The 24,756-nt window shown below is 64.6% G+C and carries 21 protein-coding genes; 10 read left to right on the forward strand and 11 right to left on the reverse strand.

The features are described 5' to 3' along the window. The first annotated feature begins 51 nt into the window (after positions 1-51). Positions 52-1,467: a deoxyribodipyrimidine photo-lyase gene (locus PGN16_RS16530; protein WP_335310471.1), complete on the forward strand. Its 1,416-nt coding sequence runs from the start codon at positions 52-54 to the stop codon at positions 1,465-1,467. A 216-nt stretch (positions 1,468-1,683) separates the two neighbouring features. On the opposite strand, the gene PGN16_RS16535 is transcribed toward PGN16_RS16530, so the two are convergent. The 5 genes from PGN16_RS16535 to PGN16_RS16555 all read right to left on the reverse strand — a co-directional run bounded on the left by PGN16_RS16535 (position 1,684) and on the right by PGN16_RS16555 (position 7,932). Continuing rightward, positions 1,684-2,445, reverse strand: a complete 762-nt coding sequence (locus PGN16_RS16535) for an SDR family NAD(P)-dependent oxidoreductase (RefSeq protein WP_335310472.1) — start codon at positions 2,443-2,445, stop codon at positions 1,684-1,686. A gap of 81 nt (positions 2,446-2,526) precedes the next feature. After that, complete coding sequence (locus tag PGN16_RS16540; protein ID WP_335310473.1) at positions 2,527-3,612, reverse strand: catalase family protein; 1,086 nt, start codon at positions 3,610-3,612, stop codon at positions 2,527-2,529. An 11-nt stretch (positions 3,613-3,623) separates the two neighbouring features. Continuing rightward, positions 3,624-5,654 (reverse strand): L-dopachrome tautomerase-related protein, encoded by a 2,031-nt coding sequence (locus PGN16_RS16545; protein WP_335307769.1) that lies wholly within the window; start codon positions 5,652-5,654, stop codon positions 3,624-3,626. 172 nt (positions 5,655-5,826) lie between these two features. Then, positions 5,827-6,909 carry a catalase family protein gene (locus PGN16_RS16550; protein ID WP_335310474.1) on the reverse strand — a complete coding sequence of 361 codons (1,083 nt, stop codon included), beginning with the start codon at positions 6,907-6,909 and terminating at the stop codon, positions 5,827-5,829. Positions 6,910-6,969: 60 nt separating this feature from the next. Continuing rightward, on the reverse strand, positions 6,970-7,932 hold the full coding sequence (locus tag PGN16_RS16555; RefSeq protein WP_335310475.1) for an alpha/beta hydrolase: 963 nt from the start codon (positions 7,930-7,932) through the stop codon (positions 6,970-6,972). Between the two features lie 258 nt (positions 7,933-8,190). Here PGN16_RS16555 and PGN16_RS16560 point away from each other — a divergent pair, with 258 nt between their 5' ends. Further along, entirely contained in the window at positions 8,191-8,937 is a 747-nt protein-coding gene (locus PGN16_RS16560; RefSeq protein ID WP_335310476.1) for a Crp/Fnr family transcriptional regulator, read from the forward strand. A 344-nt stretch (positions 8,938-9,281) separates the two neighbouring features. Here PGN16_RS16560 and PGN16_RS16565 read toward each other — a convergent pair whose 3' ends face one another. Together PGN16_RS16565 and PGN16_RS16570 are read right to left on the reverse strand one after the other, a co-directional pair. Further along, positions 9,282-9,677, reverse strand: a complete 396-nt coding sequence (locus PGN16_RS16565) for a response regulator (RefSeq protein WP_335310477.1) — start codon at positions 9,675-9,677, stop codon at positions 9,282-9,284. Between the two features lie 15 nt (positions 9,678-9,692). Beyond that, entirely contained in the window at positions 9,693-11,048 is a 1,356-nt protein-coding gene (locus PGN16_RS16570) for a sensor histidine kinase (protein WP_335310478.1), read from the reverse strand. 788 nt (positions 11,049-11,836) lie between these two features. Between PGN16_RS16570 and PGN16_RS16575 the strand changes: the two genes are divergently transcribed. From PGN16_RS16575 to PGN16_RS16585, 3 genes are all read left to right on the forward strand, one after another. Continuing rightward, positions 11,837-12,316 (forward strand): nuclear transport factor 2 family protein, encoded by a 480-nt coding sequence (locus PGN16_RS16575; RefSeq protein WP_335310479.1) that lies wholly within the window; start codon positions 11,837-11,839, stop codon positions 12,314-12,316. A 35-nt stretch (positions 12,317-12,351) separates the two neighbouring features. Then, a complete protein-coding gene (locus tag PGN16_RS16580) occupies positions 12,352-12,894 on the forward strand; it encodes a TetR/AcrR family transcriptional regulator (RefSeq protein WP_335310480.1) in 543 nt (180 codons plus the stop codon). Positions 12,895-12,998: 104 nt separating this feature from the next. Next, positions 12,999-14,021 carry a VOC family protein gene (locus PGN16_RS16585; RefSeq protein ID WP_335310481.1) on the forward strand — a complete coding sequence of 341 codons (1,023 nt, stop codon included), beginning with the start codon at positions 12,999-13,001 and terminating at the stop codon, positions 14,019-14,021. Positions 14,022-14,100: 79 nt separating this feature from the next. Here the strand turns inward: PGN16_RS16585 and PGN16_RS16590 are convergent, their stop codons facing one another. Beyond that, complete coding sequence (locus PGN16_RS16590) at positions 14,101-14,652, reverse strand: TetR/AcrR family transcriptional regulator (RefSeq protein ID WP_335310482.1); 552 nt, start codon at positions 14,650-14,652, stop codon at positions 14,101-14,103. Positions 14,653-14,805: 153 nt separating this feature from the next. Between PGN16_RS16590 and PGN16_RS16595 the strand changes: the two genes are divergently transcribed. The 3 genes from PGN16_RS16595 (at position 14,806) to PGN16_RS16605 (ending at position 17,280) form a co-directional block, all read left to right on the forward strand. Continuing rightward, positions 14,806-15,228, forward strand: a complete 423-nt coding sequence (locus tag PGN16_RS16595; RefSeq protein WP_335310483.1) for a nuclear transport factor 2 family protein — start codon at positions 14,806-14,808, stop codon at positions 15,226-15,228. Continuing rightward, positions 15,221-16,063, forward strand: a complete 843-nt coding sequence (locus PGN16_RS16600) for an NmrA family NAD(P)-binding protein (protein WP_335310484.1) — start codon at positions 15,221-15,223, stop codon at positions 16,061-16,063. Before PGN16_RS16595 ends, PGN16_RS16600 begins: the two co-directional genes overlap by 8 nt. A gap of 65 nt (positions 16,064-16,128) precedes the next feature. Continuing rightward, positions 16,129-17,280, forward strand: coding sequence for an epoxide hydrolase family protein (locus PGN16_RS16605; RefSeq protein ID WP_335310485.1), 1,152 nt, complete (start codon positions 16,129-16,131; stop codon positions 17,278-17,280). Between the two features lie 263 nt (positions 17,281-17,543). On the opposite strand, the gene PGN16_RS16610 is transcribed toward PGN16_RS16605, so the two are convergent. The 3 genes from PGN16_RS16610 to PGN16_RS16620 are packed head-to-tail and all read right to left on the reverse strand — an operon-like array spanning position 17,544 to position 21,872. Continuing rightward, positions 17,544-19,319: a methyl-accepting chemotaxis protein gene (locus PGN16_RS16610; RefSeq protein ID WP_335310486.1), complete on the reverse strand. Its 1,776-nt coding sequence runs from the start codon at positions 19,317-19,319 to the stop codon at positions 17,544-17,546. A 1-nt stretch (position 19,320) separates the two neighbouring features. Further along, complete coding sequence (locus tag PGN16_RS16615; RefSeq protein WP_335310487.1) at positions 19,321-21,366, reverse strand: TonB-dependent receptor plug domain-containing protein; 2,046 nt, start codon at positions 21,364-21,366, stop codon at positions 19,321-19,323. Next, the gene (locus tag PGN16_RS16620) at positions 21,366-21,872 is read right to left on the reverse strand and encodes a YfiR/HmsC family protein (protein WP_335310488.1); all 507 of its coding nucleotides are present in this window, start codon (positions 21,870-21,872) and stop codon (positions 21,366-21,368) included. The genes PGN16_RS16615 and PGN16_RS16620 overlap by 1 nt, the downstream gene beginning before the upstream one ends. 293 nt (positions 21,873-22,165) lie before the next feature. Here PGN16_RS16620 and PGN16_RS16625 point away from each other — a divergent pair, with 293 nt between their 5' ends. Next, positions 22,166-22,696 (forward strand): YfiR/HmsC family protein, encoded by a 531-nt coding sequence (locus PGN16_RS16625; RefSeq protein ID WP_335310489.1) that lies wholly within the window; start codon positions 22,166-22,168, stop codon positions 22,694-22,696. Positions 22,697-22,699: 3 nt separating this feature from the next. Continuing rightward, positions 22,700-24,751, forward strand: coding sequence for a TonB-dependent receptor plug domain-containing protein (locus tag PGN16_RS16630; protein ID WP_335310490.1), 2,052 nt, complete (start codon positions 22,700-22,702; stop codon positions 24,749-24,751). The last annotated feature ends 5 nt before the right edge of the window (positions 24,752-24,756 follow it).

A 24,756-nucleotide genomic window follows, 5' to 3' on the forward strand; every position in this document is an offset into this window, starting at 1 on the left:
GGCTCTCCCTCCGGGCTTCATGACTGGCGCGAGGCGCCGCGCGTTCGCGTGATGAACGACCGCGTGCCGGTTCCCGACGGCAGCTATGTCCTGTGCTGGCTCCAGCAGGCGCTGCGGGCCCGCGACAACCCGGCGATCGACGCGAGTGTCCGCCTTGGCAACGCCCTTGACCTGCCCGTGCTGGTCTACCACGGCGTGCGCGAAGACTATCCCTACGCCTCCGACAGGCTGCACCGCTTCATCTTGGGCGCGAGCGTTGACCTCACCATCGGCTGCCGCGAGCGCGCGCTCGCATGCGTGCAGCACCTTGATCGCGCCGAGCGTCGAGAGAAAGGCCTCGTCTACCGCTTGGCCGCAGAGGCCGCAGCGGTCGTGCTGGAGGATCAGCCAACCTTCGTCGCTCGCTGGCAGGCGGAGCGCGTCGCTGCACGGGCGCAGGTGCCCGTCTATGCGGTTAACGCGGCCTGCCTGGTGCCGCCGGCGCTGATTGGCGACGAAGTCCGTGGTCGATCCGGCTTCCTCCGGCGGCACGAACCGGAGCGCGCCGCTTGGTCGGAGTGGAAGGACGAGCAGGCCAACGTGGCGCCGTATGCTGGCGAACTACCGTTCACGCCCGACCGGCTTGAGGAGCTCAACCTCGACGCACTGGTCGCGACCCTCACTATCGACCACTCGCTTTCCGTCAGCACGATGCATCCGCCCGGCCGTGCCGCGGCCGAGGAGCGGCTCGCGCGCCTGGTCACCGACGTGCTGCCCGGCTACGCCTCCGCACGCAACGATGCCACGCGGAGCGAAGGCGCGAGCGGCCTCTCGCCTTACCTCCACTTCGGCGTGCTCGGCCCCCGCGAAATCATGGCCGCGGTAAACGGCGCGATCGCCGGAGGACAGCACAAGCAGAAGTTCGCCGACGAGCTGCTCGGCTTTCGCGAGTGGTTCCACTACCAGGCGACGCAGCTGGCGGCACCAGAGCGGTACGACCGCATCGCGGGCTGGGCTCGTCAGACGCTGGCCGATCATGCTTGCGATACGCGATCCGAGCAGGAGACGCTCGCCGCCATGCTGGCGGGCGAAACGCGCGACGAGACGTGGAACGCGTGCCAGCGCCAGTTTCTCATTGACGGCTGGATGCACAACAACCTTCGAATGTACTGGTGCAAGCGGCTTATCGCATGGACGCCGACCCCGGAGGCGGCATGGGCGACCGCCTGCTACCTCAACGATCGTCTCAGCCTCGATGGCCGCGATCCGAGCACCTACGGCAACATCGCCGCGATGTTCGCCGGATCGCCGTCTGACCGCGAAAGAGAAATCTACGGTCGGGTGGCGAAGCGCGGCGATGGCTCCACGCGTAACAGGGTAGGCGGCGAGGCGTGGCTCGCAGCAGCGGCTTCGCGGCCGGCGCCGCAGCCGTCGATCCCTGCGCAGGTGCCGGTCGACCCGTACTTAACCGGTGAAGCGACCGTCTAAACTGTCAGGCACCCGGCGTCTCGGATCATGCATCTGGGACGGCTGAACGGATGTCTGCTTTCGGGAAAGTGGTTAGGGCCGCTGAATGTCGCCTTCTGGGTCAAATTGCTGCGACGTGACTCCACGGCTTGAGCAATTCGCCCGTGATGAATCTGGTACCCGCGGCATGGTCCGATCCCGAACATTGGGCGGGCGCAAGGGCCCACCTCACATTCATTAAGACAGCGGCGGTTGCCCGTTTGACGCGGTAAGGCCGCCATCGACCGGCAGATTCACACCCGTCACGAAATGCGCATCCTCGCTCGCCAGGAACGCGATCACCCCCGAGATGTCGGCGGGCTCGGCGCCGCGACCCATCGGGATGCGCTCTTCGAACTTGGCGATCAGCTCAGGCTGTTCCTTCATGCCCGCGGTCAGCGCGGTGTAGGTGAGCGACGGGTTGACCGCGTTGACGCGGACGCCGTGCTTCGCCTCGTCCATCGCTAGCGCACGGGTGAAGTTGCTCACCGCCCCCTTCGCCGCGCAGTAGAAGCTGTGGTTCCAGTCGCCGCCCAGCCCGGACACCGACGAGACGTTAACAATGCAGCCCTTCGACCGGCGCAAGTGCGCGATCGCCGCGCGGCTCATATGGACCACGCCGTACAGGTCAGTTTCGATGACCTTGGTGAATTCGGCGAAGTCGCCCTCGTCGACCTTGCCCAGATGATCGACGCCGGCGTCGTTGACCAGCACGTCGATCCGACTAAAGCGATCGACCGCAGCCTGGACGAGCGCCTCGCATGTCGCGCGGTCCGACACGTCGGTCTCGCGGGTTTCGACTGTGCCGTGCAGCTCGCCCGCCAACTTGTCGAGCGCGGCCTTGTCGATGTCGCCTAACACCAGCGCTGCGCCTTCCTCGGCGAAGCGGCGCGCCGCGCCCTCACCGATCCCCGAGGCGGCACCGGTAATGACGATGACCTTGTCGGAAAAGCGCGCCATCACGCGTTCTCCGCCTGAACGGTGTTCCTGCCTTCAAGCTTCATAACTGTCCTTTCATCATCAGCAGCACTGGCGTTCAGCTCAGGCTGGAATGTCTTGGATGGTGGCGGTGTTCGCAGCGGCGATGCCGTTTTTGCGGTGGCGGAAGTCACTTAGCGCCTGGTAGACCTGCATGCGTGCGCGCATCACGCCGCCCAGCGGGCGATGCACTTCCAGGCTATGGGCCGGGCGGAACGTCATCACCTCGTCGAAGTAGCGGACGCGATCGGGACTATATGCCGACTGCCGCGGCAGTCGGATCGTGGCGACGGTGCGGTACGCGCTTTCGTTCGTCGGCCAGTCGACGGAGGTGTCTTCGATGGGCTGCGTCCCGGCATCGGTCCATAACTGCGCCCGAAGCTCGAACACCGCATCGTTGCCCTCGAAGTAATCGACCGCGGCATGGCGAAAGCCATCCTCATCCTGATGCGGGTCGAGCTGCCAATCGGCGAGCGCCCGCTGCTCGGTTGAAACGGGAAAGGCCCCGATCTTGGCGACATGGTCGCCGAAGCGCACCGGGCACTGGCTGAAATATGCCTCGACCAACGGGTGGCTGAAGGGGTGGCCATAGAAGTCCAGCGTCGGGCTTGGACCCGCGCCGACCGCATCCAGTACCTTGTTGATGTTGCGGGCGACAGAGGCGGCCGCGCTCTTCACGCCCTCGTGCATGGGAACCGCCAAGCCTATCTTCTTGGCTTGCGAGAGAAAACCCGCGGCGGTCCCCGCAGGGAAGGTCGTGCCACTGGCGAGGACGAAGTTCTGCGTCGGTGCATCATGGCCGGGCAGCTTCGCGCCCTCGACGCCGAACACCTTGATCGACATGCCACGATGGGTCGAGACGCGATCGCCGAGCTTTTCACCGGGTCCTTGCGCGAAGCGGACGGCAACATCGAACGCGCCGGGTTCCGCGAATAGGCCCTGTGCGAGTTCGGGCGGCAACCCGGGCGCGACGATGAGCTGGCCGATCACGCAAGCCGTGCTCTTGGCATGGCTCGCCCGCACGGCGTGCCCGTCACGCTTTTCGACCGTCTGGCTCTCCTGGGTCATGCCCTGGATGATGCCGTCGATGTTCTCCTGTTCGTCGGGCTCTGGTGTTTCGATGTCGGGCGAATAGCGCAGGTAGGTCATGGGATGTCCGATCACTTGGCGGGCGCGAAGGAGAACAGTTGCGTCCTGATCGACGGCGGTGCGCCGGGCGTGAACCAGTTCGTGTCCTGGATATGACTGGCGGTGACGTACATCGTCCCGTCGCGCCCTTCGGAAAAGGTGTCGGGCCAGCGCAGGCGGCGATCGGTCAGCACCGTCTCGACGGTCGTGCCGTTCAGCCGCTTGATGGCATAGTCAGTGGGCGAGGTTAGGTAGAGCACGCCTGCCTTGCTCATCCATAGGCCATCAGCGACGTGGGTCTGCGCGACCGTCTTCACAGCTGCCGCCCTGTCGGCCTCACTGATGTCCGACCCCAGCTTGGCGGTGTCGATCGCGTACAGCGTCTTTCCGGTCAGCGCCTGGTAGTACAGCGTCTTGCCGTCTTTGGAGATCGCGATGCCATCGGCGGCGAAGGCTGGCTGGCGGCCATCGGGACGGACGAGCGGCTTGCCGTCGAGCGTGACCTTCACCGTCTTGTCGATCTGCGTCGAGGCGTGCCCGTCGAGCGCGCGGTGGCTCTTGCCGCTTTCCAGGTCGACGACGATGATCGCGCCGCGCGTGCCGCTGTCGGTGATGTAGCCGGTCTTGCCGTCAGGCGAGAAGCGGATGTCGTTGAGGTAGGTGCCCTGCAGGGCGACGTCGCCGGGGACCAGGATCGTCTTCGTCACCGTGTTCGATGCCAGATCGATGCGGACGAGTTTCGGGGCACCTTCGAGGATCTTCTCGTTGCCCGGCGCACCGGGATCCAGCACCCAGAGGTTGCCATGGCCATCGGGGACGATCGACTGCACGCAGACGAAATAGTCGCCGACTGGCAGTTCGTTGGCGCGGGCGTTGCGCCAACTGTTCCACTTGGCGTTGGGATAAGGGCGCAAGCTGCCGTCCTTCATTACCTCGGCAACCGAGATCGGTGCGTCGTCGGTCCAGCGGGGGAAGTTGACGAAACGACGGCCATCCTCGGTCACGGCGACGCCGGTCGCCTGATGGTCGAACTGCGCCACCTGCGTCAGCTGTGCGCTGCGTCCTTGGGCATGGGCGACGCCGGCTGCGGCAGCGGCAACCAGGCCGATGGCGGCAATCCCGGCGGCATAAGGTGCGGCTTTTTTAATGGTCAGGCTCCTGTCGATCGTATCGGTGAGCGCGGCGGGATCGCCGGCGAAGAGGGTAAGGAGGTGGCGCACCACCGCTTGTGGGTTCTCGCGCTGCGGAAAATGGCCGACCCCGGTCATGGTCATGCGCGCGAACGGGCCGGCGAATTTCGAGGGTACGTCTTCAGCAGTCGAGGGCGGATTCACGCCATCGGCATCGCCATGGATGTAGAGCGTCGGCAGCGACAAGGTCTTGGTCGCCTTGACCTTGTCCTCCAGCCAGGCGCTTCGTGGATCGGGTTCCGCTTCGTCCCAGCGTGCACGATAGCTATGGAGCGTCACGTCGACCCAGTCGAGATTGTCGAACGACCGGGCGACACGGTCGAATGTCACCTCGTCGAACCATCCCGGTGGCGACCAATTGACCCAATGCAGATGGGTGAACCCGCGCCGGTCTGCACGTATCGCTTCTGCCCCGCGCGCGGTCGCCATGAACCAGTGATACCATTGCCGCTGAGTCTGCTCGAATGGTGGCGTCGGCATGCCGCCGAGCCGGGGCGGGGTCGACAGCATCGCCATCCGCTCCACCCGATCGGGCCACCCGACCGCAAGCGCCTCGGCGGTGTTCGATCCCCAGTCGTGCCCGGCGACCATGAAGCAGTCGATGCCGAGCGCGTCGAGCAGCGCGATCATGTCGGTCGCCAGCATCGCGCTGTTGCCGGTGCGGGGGATATCGTCGTCAAGGAAGCGGGTGGCGCCGAACCCACGCAACGTAGGGACGATGACGCGGAACCCTTCCGCCGCCAGAGCGGACGCCACCTGATCCCACGTCGACGCATCATCCGGCCAGCCATGGATGAGGAGCAATGGTTGTCCCTGCTCCGCACCGTGAAGCGACACCTCCATGTTGAGGTCGCCAGCGGTAATCATCGGCATTCGTCAGCCTCCTGGCGGTTCAAACCTTTGCGGACGTTTCGTCGGCTCCGCCGCTTCACCTCTGGTGTGCAAACATCGACGCGACGGCGTTCAGAACGACCAAGCGCCCAATTCGCCTCCCAGCCGATCTGCCCACGGTCAGCGTCAAGGGACCGAACGCCACCTTCGCCGGTCAGGCGCGACCGCCAACTGGCTCGTGGTAGGGGCAGCCGTTTACGCGAGCGCGGAAGTCGGCGGAGTGGCGGTAGGTCTCGTTGCGTGCCCGATTGATGTTGCCGAGCGGCTGGTGCGCGGCAAGACCGGTCCAGATAGAGAAGCGCATTTCCTCGTTGATCTGCTGGAACTTGTCCTCAGTTAAACTGTCCTGCTTGGCCGCTCGGATCGTCGCTACGGTCTGGAATGGCGCATCTTCCTGCTTCCACTCGGTGGTGGGGTCCTCGATCGGCTGCTTGTCGAGGTCGCGGCACAGCTGCACACGCAGTTCCCACTCCATATCAAACACCTGCGTCTCGGAGCGGATCACGTCCCGGAGGGCGTCCGGGCGGCCGGCCGCGTCGATCGTGGTGTCGGTCTGATCGGTCAGATCCTTGGACACGGGGAAGACCGCGAATTTGGCGATGTAGTCGCCATAACGGAACGGCGTGACGCTGAAGTAGGTCTCTCCGAGCGGATCTGAGTTGGGCGCCCCGCCGAGCGTCTGTACCTTCGGGCTCTCGATACCGACCGCGCTCAGCACAGTGTTCACGCCGCGCAGCACCTTCGACATCGCCTCCTTGGTGCCCTCGAGCTTATCGGTCGTGCCTGCCAGGAGCTTCAGGTTGCCCAGGAACTGGTCTGCGGTCTTGTTCTGGAAGACCGGGCCGTTCACCATGACGAAGTCCTGCGTCTGTCCGTCGGCACCGGGCAGGCGCTCGCCTTCGACGTCTATGACCTTCAGTGCCAGACCACGCGGCAGGCTGATGGTGTCCGGCAGAGTGTCGCCGGCGTTGGTCGAGAAGCGCATGACGATCTTGTGCTCGCCCGGGGTGGCGAACATGCCTTGGGTCAGCTCAGGGGGAAGGCCGTCACGGACGGTGAGCGTCCCCTCGAGGAAGCCGTGCGCTTTGGCGTGGACCGAGCGGACGGCGTGATCATAGTCCTCCGCCGTCTTTTCGAGGATCTTGTCGAACGTCTGGTTGAGCTGCGCGATCGTCTCGGCCTCTTCCGACTTCACGTTCTCGACGTCGGTGGAGTAGCGGACTGGTGCTTGGGTCATGGTCGCAAATCCTATCGAACAGAGGAGGGGCGGCGACCGATAGGCCGCCGCTCCGTGGGCTCAACGCCGGGGCGCGGGCGTCGCGAACGCTGCTCGCAGTCGAGCAACCGCAAGGTCGTTCGCCTGCTTGGCGCCGTTCACGACCTTGGCCATGCCGAAGAACTCATGGGTCACGCCTGGATAAGTCTTGTGCTCGACCTTATCGCCCGCCGCCCGCAGCGCGGCCGCCAACGTCTCGCCATCCGAGCGCAGCGGATCGATCTGCGCGTTGATGATCGTCGTCGGCGGCAGACCACGCAGGTTGGCCGCGACCAGGTTCAGGCGCGGATCCTGTGCATCCGCCTTGCTCGTCTGGTAATAGTAGCCGAACCACGGCAGCATCGCGCCATTCAGCGGCTTGGCGTTCGCCGAGTCCCGCCGCGAGGGCAGCGTCATGCTGCTGTTCGCGATCGGATAGACCGACACGATATGTCGCGGCACTGTCAGGCCGTTGTCGCGCGCGTAGATCGCGGTCGCGACCGCGAGGTTGCCGCCGGCGCTCTCGCCGACCGTTGCGATCCGCGCAGGATCGCCGCCCCAGCTCGCCGCATTCTGCAGCGTCCAGCGATAGGCGGCGGCCGCATCGTCATGCTGCGCCGGAAACTTGAATTCGGGCGCATGGCGGTACTCGACCGACACGACGATCGCGTTCAGCGCCTTTGACATGGCCCGCGGCGCGGCATCGTAGGTATCGACGTCGGCGATGACCCAGCCGCCGCCGTGATAGTAGACGATGACCGGCATCGGCTTACCACCGGCGGGCGCGCTGGCCGGCTTGTAGATACGTGCGAACTGCTTGGGGTCGCTGCCGTACGGCAGGTCCTGCGTCGTCACCGACGGATCAGGCGCGGTCGACATTCCCTTCTTCTGCATCGCCGCCTTGGCGCCGTCCGCGGCGGAGGGCTGCATGCGGGCTTCTGCGGGCGTGAGCGTCTCGATCGGCTTGCCGCCGAGCGACGCGAGCGCGTCCAGGACCGTTTGCATGTCAGGCGCGGCCTTCGGGGGCTGCACGGATGTCGCGGGCGGCGGTGGAGGAGGAGGGGCGGTAATCGAGCGGGCTGACTGGGCCACAGCTGGAACGCCTGCGATCGCGGTCGACGCAGCGATCAGCAAGGAAATGGTTCTGCGCAAATATCCCTCCTGAAACTATCTGTTTCACAACCATCGGGCGACCTTCAGCGTTTCGGTACGAAAGTAGACCCAAGCGTTCGGACAGCGGGGTTGGGCAGTAGGGGCGACGGCATGGATGATATGGCTTCGATGGTAGATGAGACGCGCACGCCTAACGCGCTGCCGTGTGAAGCGAATTCGCTGCTAGGTCTTTTAAATGACGCTGACCGCGCCGCCCTTGTGCCGCATCTGGAACTGGTGCCGTTTCGCAACGGCGACATGATCGCGCGCGCCGGCGATGCGGCAGACAGCATCTGCTTCCCGTTGACCGGGATCGCTGCGATACTCGACTCGCTCGAGGGCGACCGCCGCTATGCGGTCGCGCTGGTCGGCAGCGAAGGGTTCATCGGTTGGCAGCTGATGCTCAGCAACGAGCGCTGGTCGCACGACGTGGTGATGCGGGCCGAACACGGCACGGCGATGAGGCTGTCGGCCACAGTGTTGCACGGGATCCTGGCCGAACGTCCGGAGATCCGAACAGTCCTGCTCCGCTTCGTCGACGTGGTCATGACCCAGATGTCCAGGACGATTGTCTCGTCGCTCGCGCACTCGATCGAACGGCGGATGGCGCGATGGATCCTGCTCTACCACGACCGCGTGCGCGAGGACGACATCTGCATGACGCACGAGGAGTTCAGGCTCATGCTCGGTGTCCGTCGTAGCAGCGTGACGGATGCACTCCACAAGCTCGAAGAGGATGAGGCTGTCCGCTCCGTACGCGGACGCGTCATCGTCCGCGATCGCGAGCGGCTGCTGCGGCTCGCTGGCGACACATACGGGTTTGCCGAGGCGGAGTATCGGCGCCTTCTCAGCCTTTGATCCTACAGATGCGTAGACGACGGCGCCTAGGGCGACCTCAGTTGCTGCTCGAACAGTCCGCATCGCCATCGGTTCGTCCTCAAAATTGGACGAGCAGTAGAGATTGAGATGAACGAATGGCCGCAGCTGGGAAGCGATAAATATGTCGCGAATGGCCGGGATTGGGTCAAAAACGATTACTAAGCCAGCCAGACGCGCTCAAGTGTCATCATCGGGAGACATGGCGTCAGAGCCTGCCGCAGCATGCCTCTGTGTATCACCCGTCTGCCTGCCGGGAAGACCGGCCCTCCGGCTGCAGACATGTGAGGCGGGCCGCCTCTCGCACCTGACGCATACGTCAGGGGTCAGTCGGTGCCATCGGCAGCGGGGATCAGCCTCTGCATCGCCGCAATCACCTCGTCGTGCCTGATCGGCTTCGGGTAAAACTCGGCTCGCTCGGGCAGGTCGACGCTTTCCCGTGTGAAATACGCCGCTGTCAGGATAATCTCGATTGGCGGCCAGCGCTTGCGGATGGCAGCGGCGATCTCGATACCCTTTCGGCTCCGCGGCATGTCGAGATCCATGTAGACGAGGCGGATGTCCAGCCGCTCCTCGAGAATGCGAATGGCCTCGGCGCTGCTCAGCGCCTCGACGGCCTCGAACCCTGCCTTCTCGACCATGCTGATCGCATCCAGGCGGAGGATCGGCTCGTCTTCGACCACCAACACCGGCCAGCGCTTGAAGGGCTGTGACTGTCCCATGATCTACGCCGGACCTTACGCTTCCTGGAGCTGATACAGCGGCGCTGTTGCCCGCACCGTCAGTCCGTCTTCTTCATAATCCTGCTCAACGCCTCCCGAGCCACTTAGACCCATCCGAATGATGCGGGAGCCGAAGCCCTTTCGGCTCGGCTGAACCGCCGGCGGACCGCCCCGCTCAACCCAGCACAGTTGGAGTGTCTGCTGATCGTCGATGTGGCACAACGTCCAGCTGAGGGTCACATGACCGGTCGGAACATTGAGCGCTCCATATTTCGCCGCGTTGGTCGCCAGCTCATGGAGCATCAGCGTGAGGGCCAGCGTCGCGCGGGGGCCGATGGTTACAGCCGGTCCATCGATGAGGAAGCGATCCTCGCCGAACGTCGCCAACGCACTATTCGCAACATCGGTGATCGTGGCGCTCGAGAAGCTGTCACGCGTCAGCACGGTGTTGGCCGAGGCAAGCGCGGAAAGCCGGGCGCCGAACGTCGCCACAGCTTCCTGATCTTCCACCTTGTCGAGCGTCTGATGAGCGATCGCCTGAACAACGCTGATGGTATTCTTGATCCGGTGCGCCAGCTCGCCGTTGAGCAGCTCCTGCTGCTCCCGAGCCCGGTGAAGCTCGGTGTAATCTCGCGACACCGACAGGATGCGAGCAACCTTGCCGTCGGAACCCGCTATGGGTGACACCGAGATCGACCAGTGCTTCGCCCGCCCGGCAACCGTATCGGCCGGCGCTTCAAAGTGGGTCGTCTCCCCACGCTTGGCGGCGTCCATCGCCCGCCGTGCCTGCTCAGGGCCATTCCCGTTCAAAAGCTCGGGCCAAGGGCAAGCGCGGATTGCGTTGAAGTCGCTGATGTCCATGGCCTCCATGCCGCGCTCGCTCATGAACGAGATGGTCCCGTCCAGCTCGATCACTTTGATGCAGTCGGTGGAGCTGGACAGAACGCCTGACAGAAAGGCCTCACGATCCAGAGCGCGGCGCTCGCTTTCCACCAGATCGCCGTTGAGCTGCCGTGCCCGGCGCATCGAGTCCCGAAGCGCTGCCACTAGAGCGACAAGCCCGAGCATGACGAGCAGGAACAGACCCGCAGCGACCCAGCCCTCAGGTGTCAGCCAATAGGGTTGCGACGAACTTCCGATCGAAAGAATGCCTGATACCGTAGAGAGGCCCGCCGCAAACAAGCCGGCGCGTCTTCCGGTGACGAGCGAGATGCCGATCGTCGCGGGGATGAAGAGCAGCCATGGCAAGCTGTCGGGGACGAAAAGCACCCGAGCCACCGCCACCGTCAGGATAACCAGAGCCGTAAGAAGATACTGCGCGGCAGCGGACAGCGGCCGGTCGAACGACCATGCGACGAGTCCGTCAATCAAGCTGGTGGGTCGCGACCGGGTCATCGTGTATCCAAAGCGCGGATGCAGCCCCAGCCGATCCCGGGGAGCCCGCTAACATAAGTCGGTTTGCCGCGAAATAGCCCGGTAGCACGACCACGAGCAATACAGGTCGGGCGATCGACGGGTGCGGCTCTGTTCGCTCGTGGCGCCTGTGGAGTTATATCCGCTCTCCGCCACGCCATCCGATCCCAAGAGCGTAGTCACGGGCACAGAGCGGCCGTTTGCTGAGATGAACGGACGTCCGCATGCGGGAAGCGCCTCAGCATCGCTGAATGACCAGCTATGGGTCTTCGTAGCGGCTGAGCCACCGATAGCGGCATGGTCGATCTTGGCCGCCCACTGTGCCGATCGCGCTTCCGAAACGCGCTGCCGGGGCAGTTACGACTTTCTCGTTTCTCCGTTTTCACGGGGCAGTTTCTGGAAAGATGCGTTTGGGAGCAGATTTCGGGAAAGTGGATCCCGAAGGCGTCCGCTAACACGATCGGCGCGGCGGTAATCCCGTCACCGGCTCCTAATCGGGAAAGTCGAGCTTCCGCTTGACCAAGCAGTTTCAGCCTCATCCACGGCTCTCGGCGGACGGCAAGGCAATGTCATCCGCCCGGATACGAGATAGTTGACAAAATCTGTTGTACCAATCGGTATAACAATGTACCAAGCGGTACATACGGGGCGGCGTCGGGGTGTTGAGGCATACCGGCGCATTGATGCCTGCCATACCGATCGCGATTTCGCGAACCGGCCATGGCCAATGTCGCAAAGGAGAGAAGATGTCCCGTCCGCCACTACCGCCGTTCACGCACGAAAGCGCCGTCGAAAAGGTTCGTCTTGCGGAGGATGGCTGGAACACGCGTGATGCGGCAAAGGTCGCCCTAGCCTACACCTCGGACACACGCTGGCGTAACCGGGTCGAGTTCGTCGCCAACCAAGAAGATGCCCGGGCATTCCTGACCCGCAAATGGAACAGGGAGCATGAATACCGGCTCATCAAGGAGCTGTGGGCCTTCACCGGTGACCGCATCGCCGTCCGCTACGCCTATGAGTGCTACGCCTATGAGTATCGCGATGACGGCGGGCAGTGGTTCCGCGCCTACGGGAATGAGAACTGGCACTTCGCCGAAGACGGTCTGATGGCGAACCGCCATGCCAGCATCAACGAAATGCCGATCGTCGAGGCAGAGCGCAAGTTCCACTGGTCGCTGGGCCGTCGACCGGATGATCACCCGTCGCTGAGCGACCTCGACCTGTGAGGGCAAAGCGCGTTCTCACCGATCGCGAAAGCGCGTTGCCCGCGCTCGCCGAGGCCTTTCGCGAGCATGGCTATGACGGCGCGAGCCTGGCCGTGCTCTCAAAGGCGACGGGGCTGGGCAAAGGCAGCCTCTACAACTTTTTCCCCGGTGGGAAGGAAGAGATGATGGCGGCGGTACTCGACGACATCGACCGCTGGTTCGCCGACGCGATCTTTCGGCCGCTGGAGGATATCTCCAGCCCGGCAAAGGCCATCGGGTTGATGTTCGATGTGGTCAGCGCCTACTTCCAGTCCGGCCGGCGGGTCTGCATCATCGGCAGCCTTGGTCTGAACGCCGCAGGGGAAGTCTTCGCGGCGAGGGTGAGGCAGTATTTCGCACGCTGGATCGGGGCTGTGGCCCGGTGCCTCGAACGGGGAAGCGTTCCGCCGGCTTTGGCTGTGGAACACGCCGAAGAGGCGATATCCGGAATCCAGGGGGCGATCGTCCTGACCCGCGCGCTCGGCGATGAAGCGGCCTTTGCACGGGTCGTCGATCGGCTTCGATCGTCGCTGCTGGACGCCCTTGATCGCAGCGGTTGAACAACGATGGCGCGCAACCGCGTGGTCCGATCCTGCCTCACGAGCTTGCGGGGGCCGGGTCTTGCCGATCGCCGGTCCGACAGCGCCGAGGAGGCATTCTTTTTATGGCACAAACTTTCCTGAAGACCATGTTCGGTCCGGGGTCGCGAGCCTTGCAGGCCCTTGACGGCTCGCGCGCATCCTATGCGCGGATGGAGGCGCAAGCGGGCGAGACGGACGTTCTAACCGACCGGGAAGCCGACTTTATCGCCCTGCGCGATAGCTTCTACATGGCCAGCATCAGCGAAGATGGTTGGCCCTATGTGCAGCATCGCGGAGGGCCACCGGGATTCTTGCGGCGGTTGTCCGGCAATAGGATCGGCTTCGCCGACTATCAGGGCAATCGGCAGTTCCTGTCGATAGCGAATGTCGCGCGCGACGATCGGGTATGCCTGTTCCTGATGGACTATCCGGCAAGGCGCAGGCTGAAGCTGATCGGCCATGCTCGCACGAGCGACGATCCCGAACAGGTCATCGCGCTGATGCCGCCGGGATATGCGGCCAAGGGCGAACGGGCATTCATGATCGACATCGTCGGGTTCGACTGGAACTGCCCGCAACACATCACCCCCCCGCTTCACGGACGCCCAGATCGAGGCGGCCACGCAACCGCTTCACGAAGAGATCGCGCGTCTTCGCGCCCGGATTTCCGCTGTGGAAGGATCATGACCATGACTGACAAACTGACGATCGGTGTTCACCATGTGGGGCTTACCGTGCCCGATCTCGAACAGGCGCGTGCGTTCTTCTGCGACGTGCTGGGCTTCGACGTGGTCGGCGGCAAGCCGGACTATCCTGCCATCTTCGTGTCGGACGGGCGGATCCTTCTCACGCTGTGGCGTGCTGCCGACCCGTCCGTGGCGCGTCCCTTTGACCGCCGGGCGAACATCGGACTGCACCATCTGTCGCTGGCGGTCGCAGACGATGCCGCTCTGGACGCGGCGTGGGCAAGGATGGGTGCGCATTCCGATGTCGTGGTCGACGTGGCCCCCGAACCGATGCAGCCCGGCTCCGCTACCCGGCACTTTCTCGTCTTCATCCCGGGCGGCATTCGACTGGAGTTCGCCACCCCCCTCGCGCCGGCTTGACGGCGTCGAAGCGGCAGAGTTGGCGGCTGCGGGCGATGCCCGATCCCAATTTCAGCGGTTCCGGAAGGCCGGGTGGTCCTCAGGTTCGGAGGGCGGATGCGATCATGCGGGCAAGCCCTTCGACATGCGCGCGATCCGACCGACCGCCCAGCACCGCCATACGCCAGTAGAGCGGTGCGGCGATGAAGTCTGCTGCCGTTTCGCGATCAATCGATGGCTTGATTTCGCCCCGCGCGATCGCCCGGTCGATCAAGCCGTCGATCCGCGCCCGGCGCATGTGCTGGAACGGCCGTATCGCCCGTTCGAGCGCCGGGGTCCGCTCCATCTCCGCATGAAGGTCCAGAAGGATGCACTTTATCTGGCGATGACGGAGTGCCCGGCGGATAGCGAAGAGGACTGCCTTCAGATCGTCCTCCAGCGATCCCTGCGCACCGACATCCGTGATCGTCAGGCCGACACGGGACAGCAGATCGCTGGCCATCGCGGCCTTGTCGGGCCAGCGCCGATAGAGCGCGGCCTTCCCAACGCTTGCCGAACGCGCGACGCGCTCCAGGCTAAGTCCTGAATAGCCCGTGCGTGCCCATTCCTGGAAAAAGGACCGCGCCAGTGCGTCGGTGACGGTGACCCGCATGACAGCCGCACCGCTTGGCACGCGCGACACTGACTTTCTATCGCCGGAACGGTTGCGTTCCATCGTGGATTTCCCAATTATGGCCGGAACAGTCGCGTTCCATCCGTTTCGAGGTAGTCTATGACCGAAAACATTCAAAGCTTCTCGTCCCTGTTGCGTGATGCGCTGGGCGGACGGATCGATCCCGATGCGAACGGCTTCGTCGAGATGATGGCCGACGACGGCGTGATGGAATTTCCCTATGCGCCCGCAGGCATGCCGACGAAGCTGGAGGGTCGCGCCGCCATCGCTGCGCATCTCGAGCGCATCGGCGGCATGATCGTGTTCGACCGCATGGGAACAGCCATCGTGCATCCATCGACCGATCCCGATCTGGTCGTCATCGAGTTCGAGGGGTTCGGACGCGGTGTGGCGACCGGCGAACCCTATGACCAGCGATACATATCTGTAATCCGCACGGTAGGGGGGCGGATCACACATTACCGCGACTACTGGAACCCGCTTGTCGTGTTGCGCGCCGTCAAGGGATCGGCGCCAGTCGATGCTTTTGGCGCTTTGGAGGCCGACCATGGCTGATCGTGTGTTGGTGACGGGCGGCACCGGCAAGACGGGGCGGTTGGTTGCGGACGGGCTTGTTTGGCGTGGGATCGATGCGCGGAGCGCGACCCGGCGACCCTTCTCCGCCGATCAGGTCCGGTTCGACTGGGCGGACGATACCACCCATGACGCGGCGTTGGATGGCGTATCATCGGTCTATCTCGTGGCCCCGACCGACCGGATCGACCATCTTGCCGCGATGCGCCCCTTTCTGGAACGGGCGGTGGCGCGAGTGCCCGGGCGACTGGTGCTGCTCAGCGCTTCGTCGCTCGATCGAAATGGCCCGATGATGGGAGAGGTTCACGGCTGGCTCGATGCCCATACGTCGCGCTGGACGGTGCTGCGCCCAAGCTGGTTCATGCAGAATCTGACGACGCAGCATCTGCCGTCGATTTTGGAGGACGGGTGCATCTACTCCGCGACGGCGGACGGACGCGTGCCGTTCATCGATGCCGCTGACATTGCGGCCGTGGCGGTCGCGGCGCTATGCGATTTGGTTCCGCCTTCCGGCGACCATGTGCTGACCGGACCCGAAGCGATGAGCTACGACGAGGTGGCGTCCGCGATCACCGAGGTGATCGGGCGGCCGGTGCGGCACTGTCGCCTGACGACACGGGAACTGGCGGCTCGCTACACTGCCTTCGGCCTGCCCGAGGATTATGCGACGACGCTGGCTCTGATGGACGAGACGATCGCGACCGGGGCCGAGGATCGCACGACCGGGGAGGTTGAGCGGATGACCGGTCGACCAGCGACGACGCTCGCAAGCTTCCTTACGGGACAGCGAGCCGTGCTGGGCAGCGCGGGTTTCTGATCGCACATGGGAAGGCATCGGATGGACCGAGGACCGGATTTCTTCTGAAACGAGGAGGAATGACGATGGCACCACAGGCGTATCGGATCGCGATCACGGATGCGGCGCTGACCGACCTGAAACGTCGCCTGATCGCGGCGCGCCTCGTCAATCCCATCGATCCGGACAGCAGCGACGACGGCACGAGCCTGAGGCTGATACGGCGTCTGGCGGATCGATGGATCGATGGCTTCGATTGGCGTGCGGTGGAAACACGGTTGAACCGGCTTCCCCAGTTCATCTCCCGCATCGATGGGCTGAACCTTCATTACGTACATCAGCGCGGTGTCGGCCCCGCACCCATGCCGCTCATCCTGACCCATGGATGGCCGGGATCCTTCATTGAGATGGAGCAGATGCTGCCGCTCCTCACCGATCCTGCAGCCCATGGGGGCGAGGCCGTGGATGCGTTCGACGTGGTCATACCATCGCTGCCGGGATACGGGCTGAGCCAGGCACCATCTTCAACCGGCGTGAGCGCCAAGACCATTGCAGGCTTGTGGGCGAAGCTGATGGCCGGTTTGGGCTATAGTCGCTATGGCGCGCATGGCGGCGACATTGGCGCGGGAGTGTCTATGTGGCTTGCACGGCAGTGGCCAGAGGCGCTGACCGGCATCCACGTCAATTATATTCCCGGCAGCTATTCTCCCCCTGTAGACGAGGAAACCGGGCCGATTACGTCGAATGAGCTGGCCTTCCTCGAACACGCGAGGACGTTTGCAGCGGAGAACGGCGCGTACGAGGCGTTGCAGAGCACCAGGCCACAGACCCTGGCCTATGCGCTATCCGACAGCCCGATCGGACTGGCCGCATGGATGGCCGAGAAGTTCGATGCCTGGAGCGACCATGATGGCAATCTTGAAGATGTGATCCCGCTGGATACGGTGATCACCAATATCGCCTTTTACTGGTTCTCCGGTACAATCGACGCCTCCCTGCGGCTCTACAAGGAAAACAGGCTTGAGCCGCTGGCGTTCATTGCCGGCGAAAGGGTGCCGGTGCCGTTGGGCGTGGCAGTCTTTCCGCGCGAGCTGCCGATGCCTCCCCGCAGCTGGGTCGAACGCGTATTCGACGTCCGGCGCTGGAGCATGATGCCCAAGGGAGGGCATTTTGCGGCGCTGGAGCAACCGGCGGCTCTCGCCGCAGACATACGCGCCTTCTTCAGACCACTCCGCTGACCAGCGCGACCGATCGGCTTGCCGATGGCAAACGCCCGGCATCACTGCGGGATCGGCGCGGGCTGGAAAGTCCCACATGACGCCACCTGGGACGCCTGAAGCCGTCCCGTTATTCGATCGTTTTTGGGACAGCCGAACGGCAGCGGGCAGCGCCGAGGCTCAGCACCTGCTCTGCTGCCAACATGAATGGATGGCAGAAGTTGGGGGCCAAAGAGAGGCCGCGAACGACCGCAAGTGGGTCTCTTCGTTCGAGCGCTCTTCAGTCAACCACCTCGTAATTCTCGCGTGAACGATTGTGCATCCTTGCCAAGCAGGCTCAGCGCGCTGCCGAGCAACTGGCTGTTCTCCCGGAAGCGATGGACGGAGGCGACGTTTTCCTCCGCCGCGGACGAGATCTGCTTGCTCGCCTCTGCCAGCCGGCGGCTACGCTCGCGCACGCTTTCCAGCAAAGCGTCCAGGTGACGGACCGAGGAGGTTTGACCGCGCGTCATCCCGACGACGTTCTGCGCGACCGTATCCAGGTCCGCGATCAGGCTATTGAGGCTGTCGGTGCCATCAACCACCGCCACGATCTGCTCCTGAACCGCGTCGATCTTGGCACGTGCGTCATTGGTGGACATGCTCGTACGGCTGGAAAGCGACTTGATCTCGGTCGCGACCACCGCGAAGCCCGTGCCGGCTGGCCCCGCGCGTGCGGCCTCGATCGTGGCGTTCAGCGCGAGCAGGTTCGTCTGCTGTGCGATCGCCTCAATCACGTCGACGATCTGCTCGATCGATTCCGCCTGCGCCTGGGTCCGCGCGACCGCGCTCTGCGCCTTTACCGCGTGTTCGTTTATCGAGCGGGCTGCCCGGCTTGTTCCCGCCACTTCTGTATCGATGCTGGTAAACGCGCACGCCATTCGCTGCGTCGCTTCGTTCGCCTCCCGCATCTCCTTGGTTAGCTGATGCGCGATCACGTCAAGATCCTGCGCGAGCTGTTGCTCCGCGCCGGCCGACGACAACAGGCTCTCGGCATGATGATCGAGATGCACCATCGCGCGCTGTGCTTCGCGAATTGCGCCTGCCACCCGGTCCTCGAAGGAACTGGCGAGCTGCGCCATGATCGCGCGGCGTTGCTGCTCCGCCTGTTCCTCGGCGTGGCGGATCGCCGCCGCGTTGCGCTGCTCACGCTCCTGTGCCTCGTCGCGCAACGCCGCCGCTTGTCGCTCGAGCTGTCGCGCCGTGTCGCGCTGCGTCTGGAATGTTTGCAACGCCGTGACCATCAGGCCGAACTCGTCGCGTCGATGATAAGAGGACAGGTCCAGATGGTCCTCACCATTCATGACCGCTCGGGTCGCACCGGCGATCTCGGTGATCGACCGCACCGTCGACCGGCTTATGACATAGGCGAAGCTCAGTCCGAGCAGGATCGCCACAGCCGACATGATCAGGATCAGCAAAATCGTGCTGCGCGTGGTGAACACCGCTTCGGCGGCGCTGGCGTCGGCATGGGCAACCCCAGCCGCGGACACCTGCCTGATCCGTCGCTCGACCAGCGCAGCATGGGCGCGAAAGGGTGCGATCATGGCGGCGGTGCTCCCGAAATCGAGCTCAAGCATCGACGTGATGACGCCGACGGTTTCGCGGTAGCGATCCAGCACGGCAACGGCGCGCGCGATCGTGTCGCGATCGGTCGGGTGCCCGGCGCGATAGCTGAGCAGATCGGCGCGCACCTGCGACAGGCCGTCCTGGATCTCCGCGGTATCGCGGGAGACGTCGAAGGTTGGGTTGGCGGCCTTCGCGACGAGCAGACGGTAGACGCGTGAATCGTTCGCGCCGAAGCGACGCTCAATCGCATTCAGCTGCCCGACGTCGTGCATGTCGCCGCGGACGATCCCGCTGACGCTGCGATCAGCGACCAGCAACGCGGCTGCACTGAGCGCCGCAACCGCGACGAACAGCCCCAGCATCAGCAGCGGCGTCGCCGCCACCTTGGTGGCCAGCGAGCGATCAGCGAGCCGGATGCGGCGTTCGATCCAGTCTGCCAGCGTTGGGATCATGTCAGATGCTCAGCCGCAGGCCGGCGCGAATGCGGCGATCCGCCGGGATCGGGGAGCCGGCGACCCCGCCCGCGAGCGTGAGGTTTTCGGCTGCCACATAGGCGGCAACGTGCTGAGAGAAGCGGTAGCCCAGCCGCGCATCGATCCCCAGCGCATCGCGGACGCGGAACAGCGCGAGCTGCTGTCCGGTCGTGAAGGCGAACTGGTGAGTCGTGGAGGTGTAGCGGGCCAGCATGCTCGTGTACCAGCGCGCGCCGGCATCATAGCCGAGCTCGAAATTGGCTTTGTGCTGCGGTGTCGTAAATCGCGGTGAGAAGGCCAGCGCGATCGGTGCCGCCAGGCTGCCGACCTGTTCGTCGGTGTGGGTCCACGTATAGTTGCTGCGCCACACCACGGCGCCGCGCGTGCCGGAGGCGGATAGCTCGACGCCATAGGTGTCGTAGTCACCGGCCACCTGGAAGCGGGCGACCGCCACCGGACCTGGCACGAAGTGGAACTCGAGCAGGTCCTGCAATCCGTCGCCCGGCGATGCGATCGCCTTGTCCGTGCGCGTGTAGAAGCCGGTCATATCCAGGCGCGCACTGCCCAGCGCATGCTCGTAGCCGATCTCGCCGCTCCATGTGCCGACCGGGTCGAGCGCGGGCGCGCCCGCCACGAAGACCGGGAAGGGCAGGGGCGTGGCGGTCACCAGCGGGATTCGGACCCCGAACGTGGTCAGCGACGGTAGTTGGTATCCGCGCCCGCCATTGACGCGCAGCCGTCCGCTCGTGCCCACCTGCACCAGCAGCGCAGCGTTGAGGCTGACGCGGCTGAACGCACGATCAAAGTCGTGCGGATCGTTGAAGGCCGGCTCCGCCACTGCGCCGCTCACCTTCAGCCACAGCCGATCGAGCCGCGCTGCGGTGGTAAGCGCGACACGGTCGCCGAAATGCAGGTCGAGCATTTCGTCGATCGACGCCACGTCATAACTGACCTTGTCGGCGAACTGCGCCTCGCCGGTGATCCGGTTGTTGCGATATTCGCTTCCCAGCCGGAAGACGTTGTTCTCGCCAAAGCGATAAAGTCCGGCCGCCTTGAGGGAGACGATGCGGTTGCCGATATCGAGCGTGGCTTTCGGCTGGTCCTTGACCGCGTCCACCCCGTAAGTGGCATCGAGCCAGTTGACGAAGCCGTTGAACGTCAGACCGCCCCAGCCGGTATCGCGCGACACGGTCGCATGCAGGTTGCCGCTGCGATAGTTCTGGTTGGAGAGGATCTGGCTGGGCAGATACTCCATCTGCTCGTTTGTGGCGTAACCGCCGCCGATCGCTGCCGTCAGCGGGCCGACCCGCGCGTAGAGTTCGCTGGCCACGTGCGAAGCGGCCACGTCCCGGATGCGCCCGGGGGGCAGCAGCGTGTCGGGAACGCGCCGCTCGTCCTCGCGCATGTGCTGTCCGGACAGCTTGACGCCGACGCCGGCCGCGATCGGTACCATCAGCGATCCGGCCAGTCGGGACCGGTCGTGATCGCCGATCGCGGCCACCGCCGTCGCAGCCAGCGTGTCGTGCGGCTTCTTGGTGATAATGTTGACAACGCCGCTCGCGGCGTTGAACCCGAAGAGCGCGCTGGCGGGCCCGCGCACCAACTCGATCTGCTGAATATCCTCGATCGGTACGCCCAGCAGGTTCCAGTCCGTCATGCCGTAATGGTCGAGATACACCTGGCGCCCGTCGACCAGCACCAGCAATCGCGCATTGTAGCTCTGCACGCCGCCGCGAACCGCGACGTCGCTTTGCCCCGCAGTCCAGCGGTTTACATCGATGCCGGCATATCCCTTGAGCAACCCTGGCACGTCATGCGCCGGCGAGCGAGCGATCTGCTCCGCGGTGATGATGACCGTGGAGGCCGGCACTTCGGAGGCACGTTGCGGCCGGCCGGTGACGCTGGTGGTCACCGGCTCGCCCATCACTCCCGCCAGGGCCGAATAATCGACGGTCTGGGCAGCCGCGGGAAGAGCGCCCGGAGTGAGCACGGCCAGGCCCAGCACCATGCGCAATAGGCGCATCATCAAATCTCCTTGACCAGCATCAGGAATGCCGATCCGAACTTGGCATCGACGGCGCGCGCGGCGGCGCGATTGACGGTGATCTGCACCCGCGGGCTCGTCGCGATCGCGACGACGCACCGGCCAGAGGTCACGCAGGACTGGTCGGAGGTGATCGTCACCGTATGCGCGCGCGTCGCCGCCTGCGCGATCTCATCCTGCTCCGCGCGCAGGCCGACGGTCACGAAGGCGACCTGCGCGCCGGGCAGTCCGGCGAGCGCGTTCGCCGTGATGCGCCTGGTACGAAGGCGTCCCTTGCTGGCGCCGATCGCCCGCTCGATTGCGGCCGCTTCTGCCACCGAATCGTCGTTGCCGGGCGCGAAGATGATCGCGGCCTGAATCGGTCCCGAGGGTGGCAGCTGGAGGAACGAAATGACCCGTGTCGCGACGGGCACATTGAGCTCCGCCGCCGTCGGGGCGGCGAGGCTCACAATCCCGATACTGGTGATGGTGATGAAAGAGGCGCGCACCTGTAAATTCCCGTCGTTGCGCTCACGGCCTACGGAGGGCGCCTCACCATTTGGTTAACAAGGGAATTTGTTGACCGCGGCGCTTGCAAGCTCGGGAGGCGCAAACCGACCGGGTCGGCAGCGGGAAGGCTCGGACTGCCGGCCGCTCTCAACATGCGAAGAACGCCGTTTCAAGCGCCCGCGCGGGCCCGGTCACCGCAGAACGCTACGAAAGGCCAGCGATTACAGGTTTTGTTTATGGGTGTGGATTAATCGGGTTTGCAGACGAGCACGGCGCCACGGGCTTGGAACTGATGGGAATGTCCGTGAAGCAAGGTCTATTGATCACCACCGTTTGCGTGCTGTCACTGTTCACGCCGGCCGCGTCGGCGACGCTCAACGTGCCGGTCGCGGCGCGCGTGCTGTCGTTCGTACAGCCAGCGCCGTCGGGGATCATCCCGGTCGCCATCGTCTATCAGGCGGGAAATGCCGATTCGGAATTCGAAGCGTCCGGGATGGAGCGCGCGCTATCGCGCAGCTCGGTCAGCGGACATGCGTCGATCCGCACGCGGCGAGTGCCAGTGTCGAACCTGGCGCAACTGTCGGGATCTCGCGCCGCCTTCGTCACCTCCGGACTGCACAATTACCAGAGTGATCTTGCCGAGGCCGCCAGCGCTCAGGCGATCCTGACGATAACGTCGGACACTGGCTGCGTGGTGGCGGGTCGATGCGTGGTGGGCATTTCCGAAGGCGCCAAGACACAGATCGTCGTGAGCAAGGAGGCCGCGCGGCGCAGCAGGATCCGCTTTGGCTCGGCGTTTCTCATGCTCGTCAAGGAAATCTGATCCGTGCGCCCACTCCATATTCTGCTGACCTCCACACTGGCGATGGTCGCGCCTGCCGCCGGGGTCGATGCGCAGATTGTAGACTATGCTGCCTTGAACGAGGCTTTCGGCGAGCCCATCACCACCAGCGTGACGGGCAAGCCGCAGCGCGCTTCGGAAGCGCCTGCCTCGGTCACCATCATCACCAGCGACGAGATAACGCGATCGCCGGCGAGGAACGTCCCCGATCTTCTAAAGGCGCAGGTGGGCGTCGACGTGAACCGCTGGACCGCCGGTCAAAGTGACGTAGCGATCCGCGGTGGTGTGCAGACCTATAATGCGCGGCTGCTGGTGCTCGTCGACGGGCGACAGGTGTATCTCGACCATTATGGCATGACGAACTGGAACCTGCTGGGGGTCCAGCTCGACGAGATCCAGCAGATCGAACTGGTGCGTGGGCCGGCAAGCGCCTTGTTCGGGTTCAACGCAGCGAGCGGTGTCGTCAATATCGTCACGAAACGTTCGGGCACCGACACACGCTTTGCCGCGCGCGCTGAGGGCGGAACGCACGGCTACGGGCGGCTGAGCGTGACGACCGAACTGCCCCTGACCCCCGACATCGGCTTACGCTTGTCGGCCGGGCATCAGGAGGAAGACGAACGCCGCATTCCGGCTCGCCTCTACCAGCCGCCTTTTACCCGCGGCGTCGGGGCAGACCAGCTCAGCGGGACGTTGTTCGTTCAGGCCGGAGCGCGGACGTCCATCGAGCTGAACGGTGGCCTTGGCGGTAACCGTCAGCTCGAGTTTCTTCCCAGTCAGATCCTCACCGAGCAGCGGTTCCGCAACCAGACGTTGGGCGCGCTCGTCAATCATGACACGTCGTGGGGCAGCCTGAGCGCGCGCAGCTACACGAACTGGCTGCAGGCCGATTATGGCATAACCACCCCGGTCACCGATCCGTACAGCGCCGTTGCGGACCTGCGTGCGAAGAACCGCATCTCCGTCAGCGCGGGCTCCGCTCTGGTGCGGCTGGGCGCGATCGGCAGCGCCCGGGTCGGCGTGGAATATCGCGACAACCAGCTATCGTCCGAGCGGCTGTATTCGAAGCGGATTGGCTACAGGGTCGCAGCGCTCAGCGGAATGCTCGATCTGCATCCGACCGACCGCGTCGCGCTGACCGGCGCGGCGCGGGTCGACAGGCTATGGCTGGAGCAGGGCGGGGCGATCCTTACCCCGCAGATCGACCCGGTCGCGGCCTATGACCGCACCATAACGCCGGTCAGCTTCAACGTCGCGGGTTCGGTGCAGATCGCCGACGCCGGTCGCTTGCGCATCAATGGCGGGCGCGGATTGCAGCTCCCGTCGCTGATCGACCTTGGTCTTCACGTCGCTATCCCTGCGCCTGACGTCCCGATACCGGTCTACCTCGTCGGCGATCCTCGCCTGTCGCCCGTCAAGGTCGACAGTCTGGAAGCGGGCTACTCGCAGGGCTTCGCCTCGGGGCTGCGCATGGATGTCACCTTGTTCTACACAAGGGTGGATCGGTTGATCGCTTCGCCCGGAGGCGCGGTCGATGTGACAGTGGCGTTCACGCCCGAACCCGTAGCCGTCGCCCGTTTCGCGAACGTCGGTGCCTACACCAGCCACGGTATCGAGCTGGCAGCGAGCGGTCGCATTCAATCCAGGATCGGCTGGTCGGCCAATTACAGCCTTGCCCGGATCGACGAAAACATCCCCGCAAACCGTGATGCGGCTTATTACGCGCTTTTCCCTAGAGCGGCGACGCCGCGCCACCGCGCTAACGTGACCGCGGATTACGCGGATGCCATATGGTCGGCCGCCGTGGTGACCCATCTGGCGACCTCCAGCCAACAGAGTAGCTTCCTGCCGGATACCAACCTCATCTCGATCGAGGTGCCAACATCAGTCAGCGTTGATGCGAAGCTGACACGTGCGGTCGGGACGCGGGCGGAGATCTATGTGGCCGGTGAGAACCTGACCGCGGCGCAAGGCGTCTATTCCTCGCCCATTCCCGCCGACCGCCGCATTCGCGTCGGCGTCAGCGCCCGGCTCTGAAGACC

This window comes from Sphingomonas phyllosphaerae (genome assembly GCF_036946485.1).
Taxonomy (GTDB): Bacteria; Pseudomonadota; Alphaproteobacteria; order Sphingomonadales; family Sphingomonadaceae; genus Sphingomonas; species Sphingomonas phyllosphaerae_E.

Coding starts and splice junctions, on each gene's coding strand:
- PGN16_RS16530 (WP_335310471.1), top strand. CDS start 52: ATGAACGACCGCGTGCCGGTTCCCGACGGCAGCTATGTCCTGTGCTGG.
- PGN16_RS16535 (WP_335310472.1), bottom strand. CDS start 2,445: ATGGCGCGCTTTTCCGACAAGGTCATCGTCATTACCGGTGCCGCCTCG.
- PGN16_RS16540 (WP_335310473.1), bottom strand. CDS start 3,612: ATGACCTACCTGCGCTATTCGCCCGACATCGAAACACCAGAGCCCGAC.
- PGN16_RS16545 (WP_335307769.1), bottom strand. CDS start 5,654: ATGCCGATGATTACCGCTGGCGACCTCAACATGGAGGTGTCGCTTCAC.
- PGN16_RS16550 (WP_335310474.1), bottom strand. CDS start 6,909: ATGACCCAAGCACCAGTCCGCTACTCCACCGACGTCGAGAACGTGAAG.
- PGN16_RS16555 (WP_335310475.1), bottom strand. CDS start 7,932: ATGCAAACGGTCCTGGACGCGCTCGCGTCGCTCGGCGGCAAGCCGATC.
- PGN16_RS16560 (WP_335310476.1), top strand. CDS start 8,191: ATGGATGATATGGCTTCGATGGTAGATGAGACGCGCACGCCTAACGCG.
- PGN16_RS16565 (WP_335310477.1), bottom strand. CDS start 9,677: ATGGGACAGTCACAGCCCTTCAAGCGCTGGCCGGTGTTGGTGGTCGAA.
- PGN16_RS16575 (WP_335310479.1), top strand. CDS start 11,837: ATGTCCCGTCCGCCACTACCGCCGTTCACGCACGAAAGCGCCGTCGAA.
- PGN16_RS16585 (WP_335310481.1), top strand. CDS start 12,999: ATGGCACAAACTTTCCTGAAGACCATGTTCGGTCCGGGGTCGCGAGCC.
- PGN16_RS16590 (WP_335310482.1), bottom strand. CDS start 14,652: ATGCGGGTCACCGTCACCGACGCACTGGCGCGGTCCTTTTTCCAGGAA.
- PGN16_RS16600 (WP_335310484.1), top strand. CDS start 15,221: ATGGCTGATCGTGTGTTGGTGACGGGCGGCACCGGCAAGACGGGGCGG.
- PGN16_RS16605 (WP_335310485.1), top strand. CDS start 16,129: ATGGCACCACAGGCGTATCGGATCGCGATCACGGATGCGGCGCTGACC.
- PGN16_RS16610 (WP_335310486.1), bottom strand. CDS start 19,319: ATGATCCCAACGCTGGCAGACTGGATCGAACGCCGCATCCGGCTCGCT.
- PGN16_RS16615 (WP_335310487.1), bottom strand. CDS start 21,366: ATGATGCGCCTATTGCGCATGGTGCTGGGCCTGGCCGTGCTCACTCCG.
- PGN16_RS16625 (WP_335310489.1), top strand. CDS start 22,166: ATGGGAATGTCCGTGAAGCAAGGTCTATTGATCACCACCGTTTGCGTG.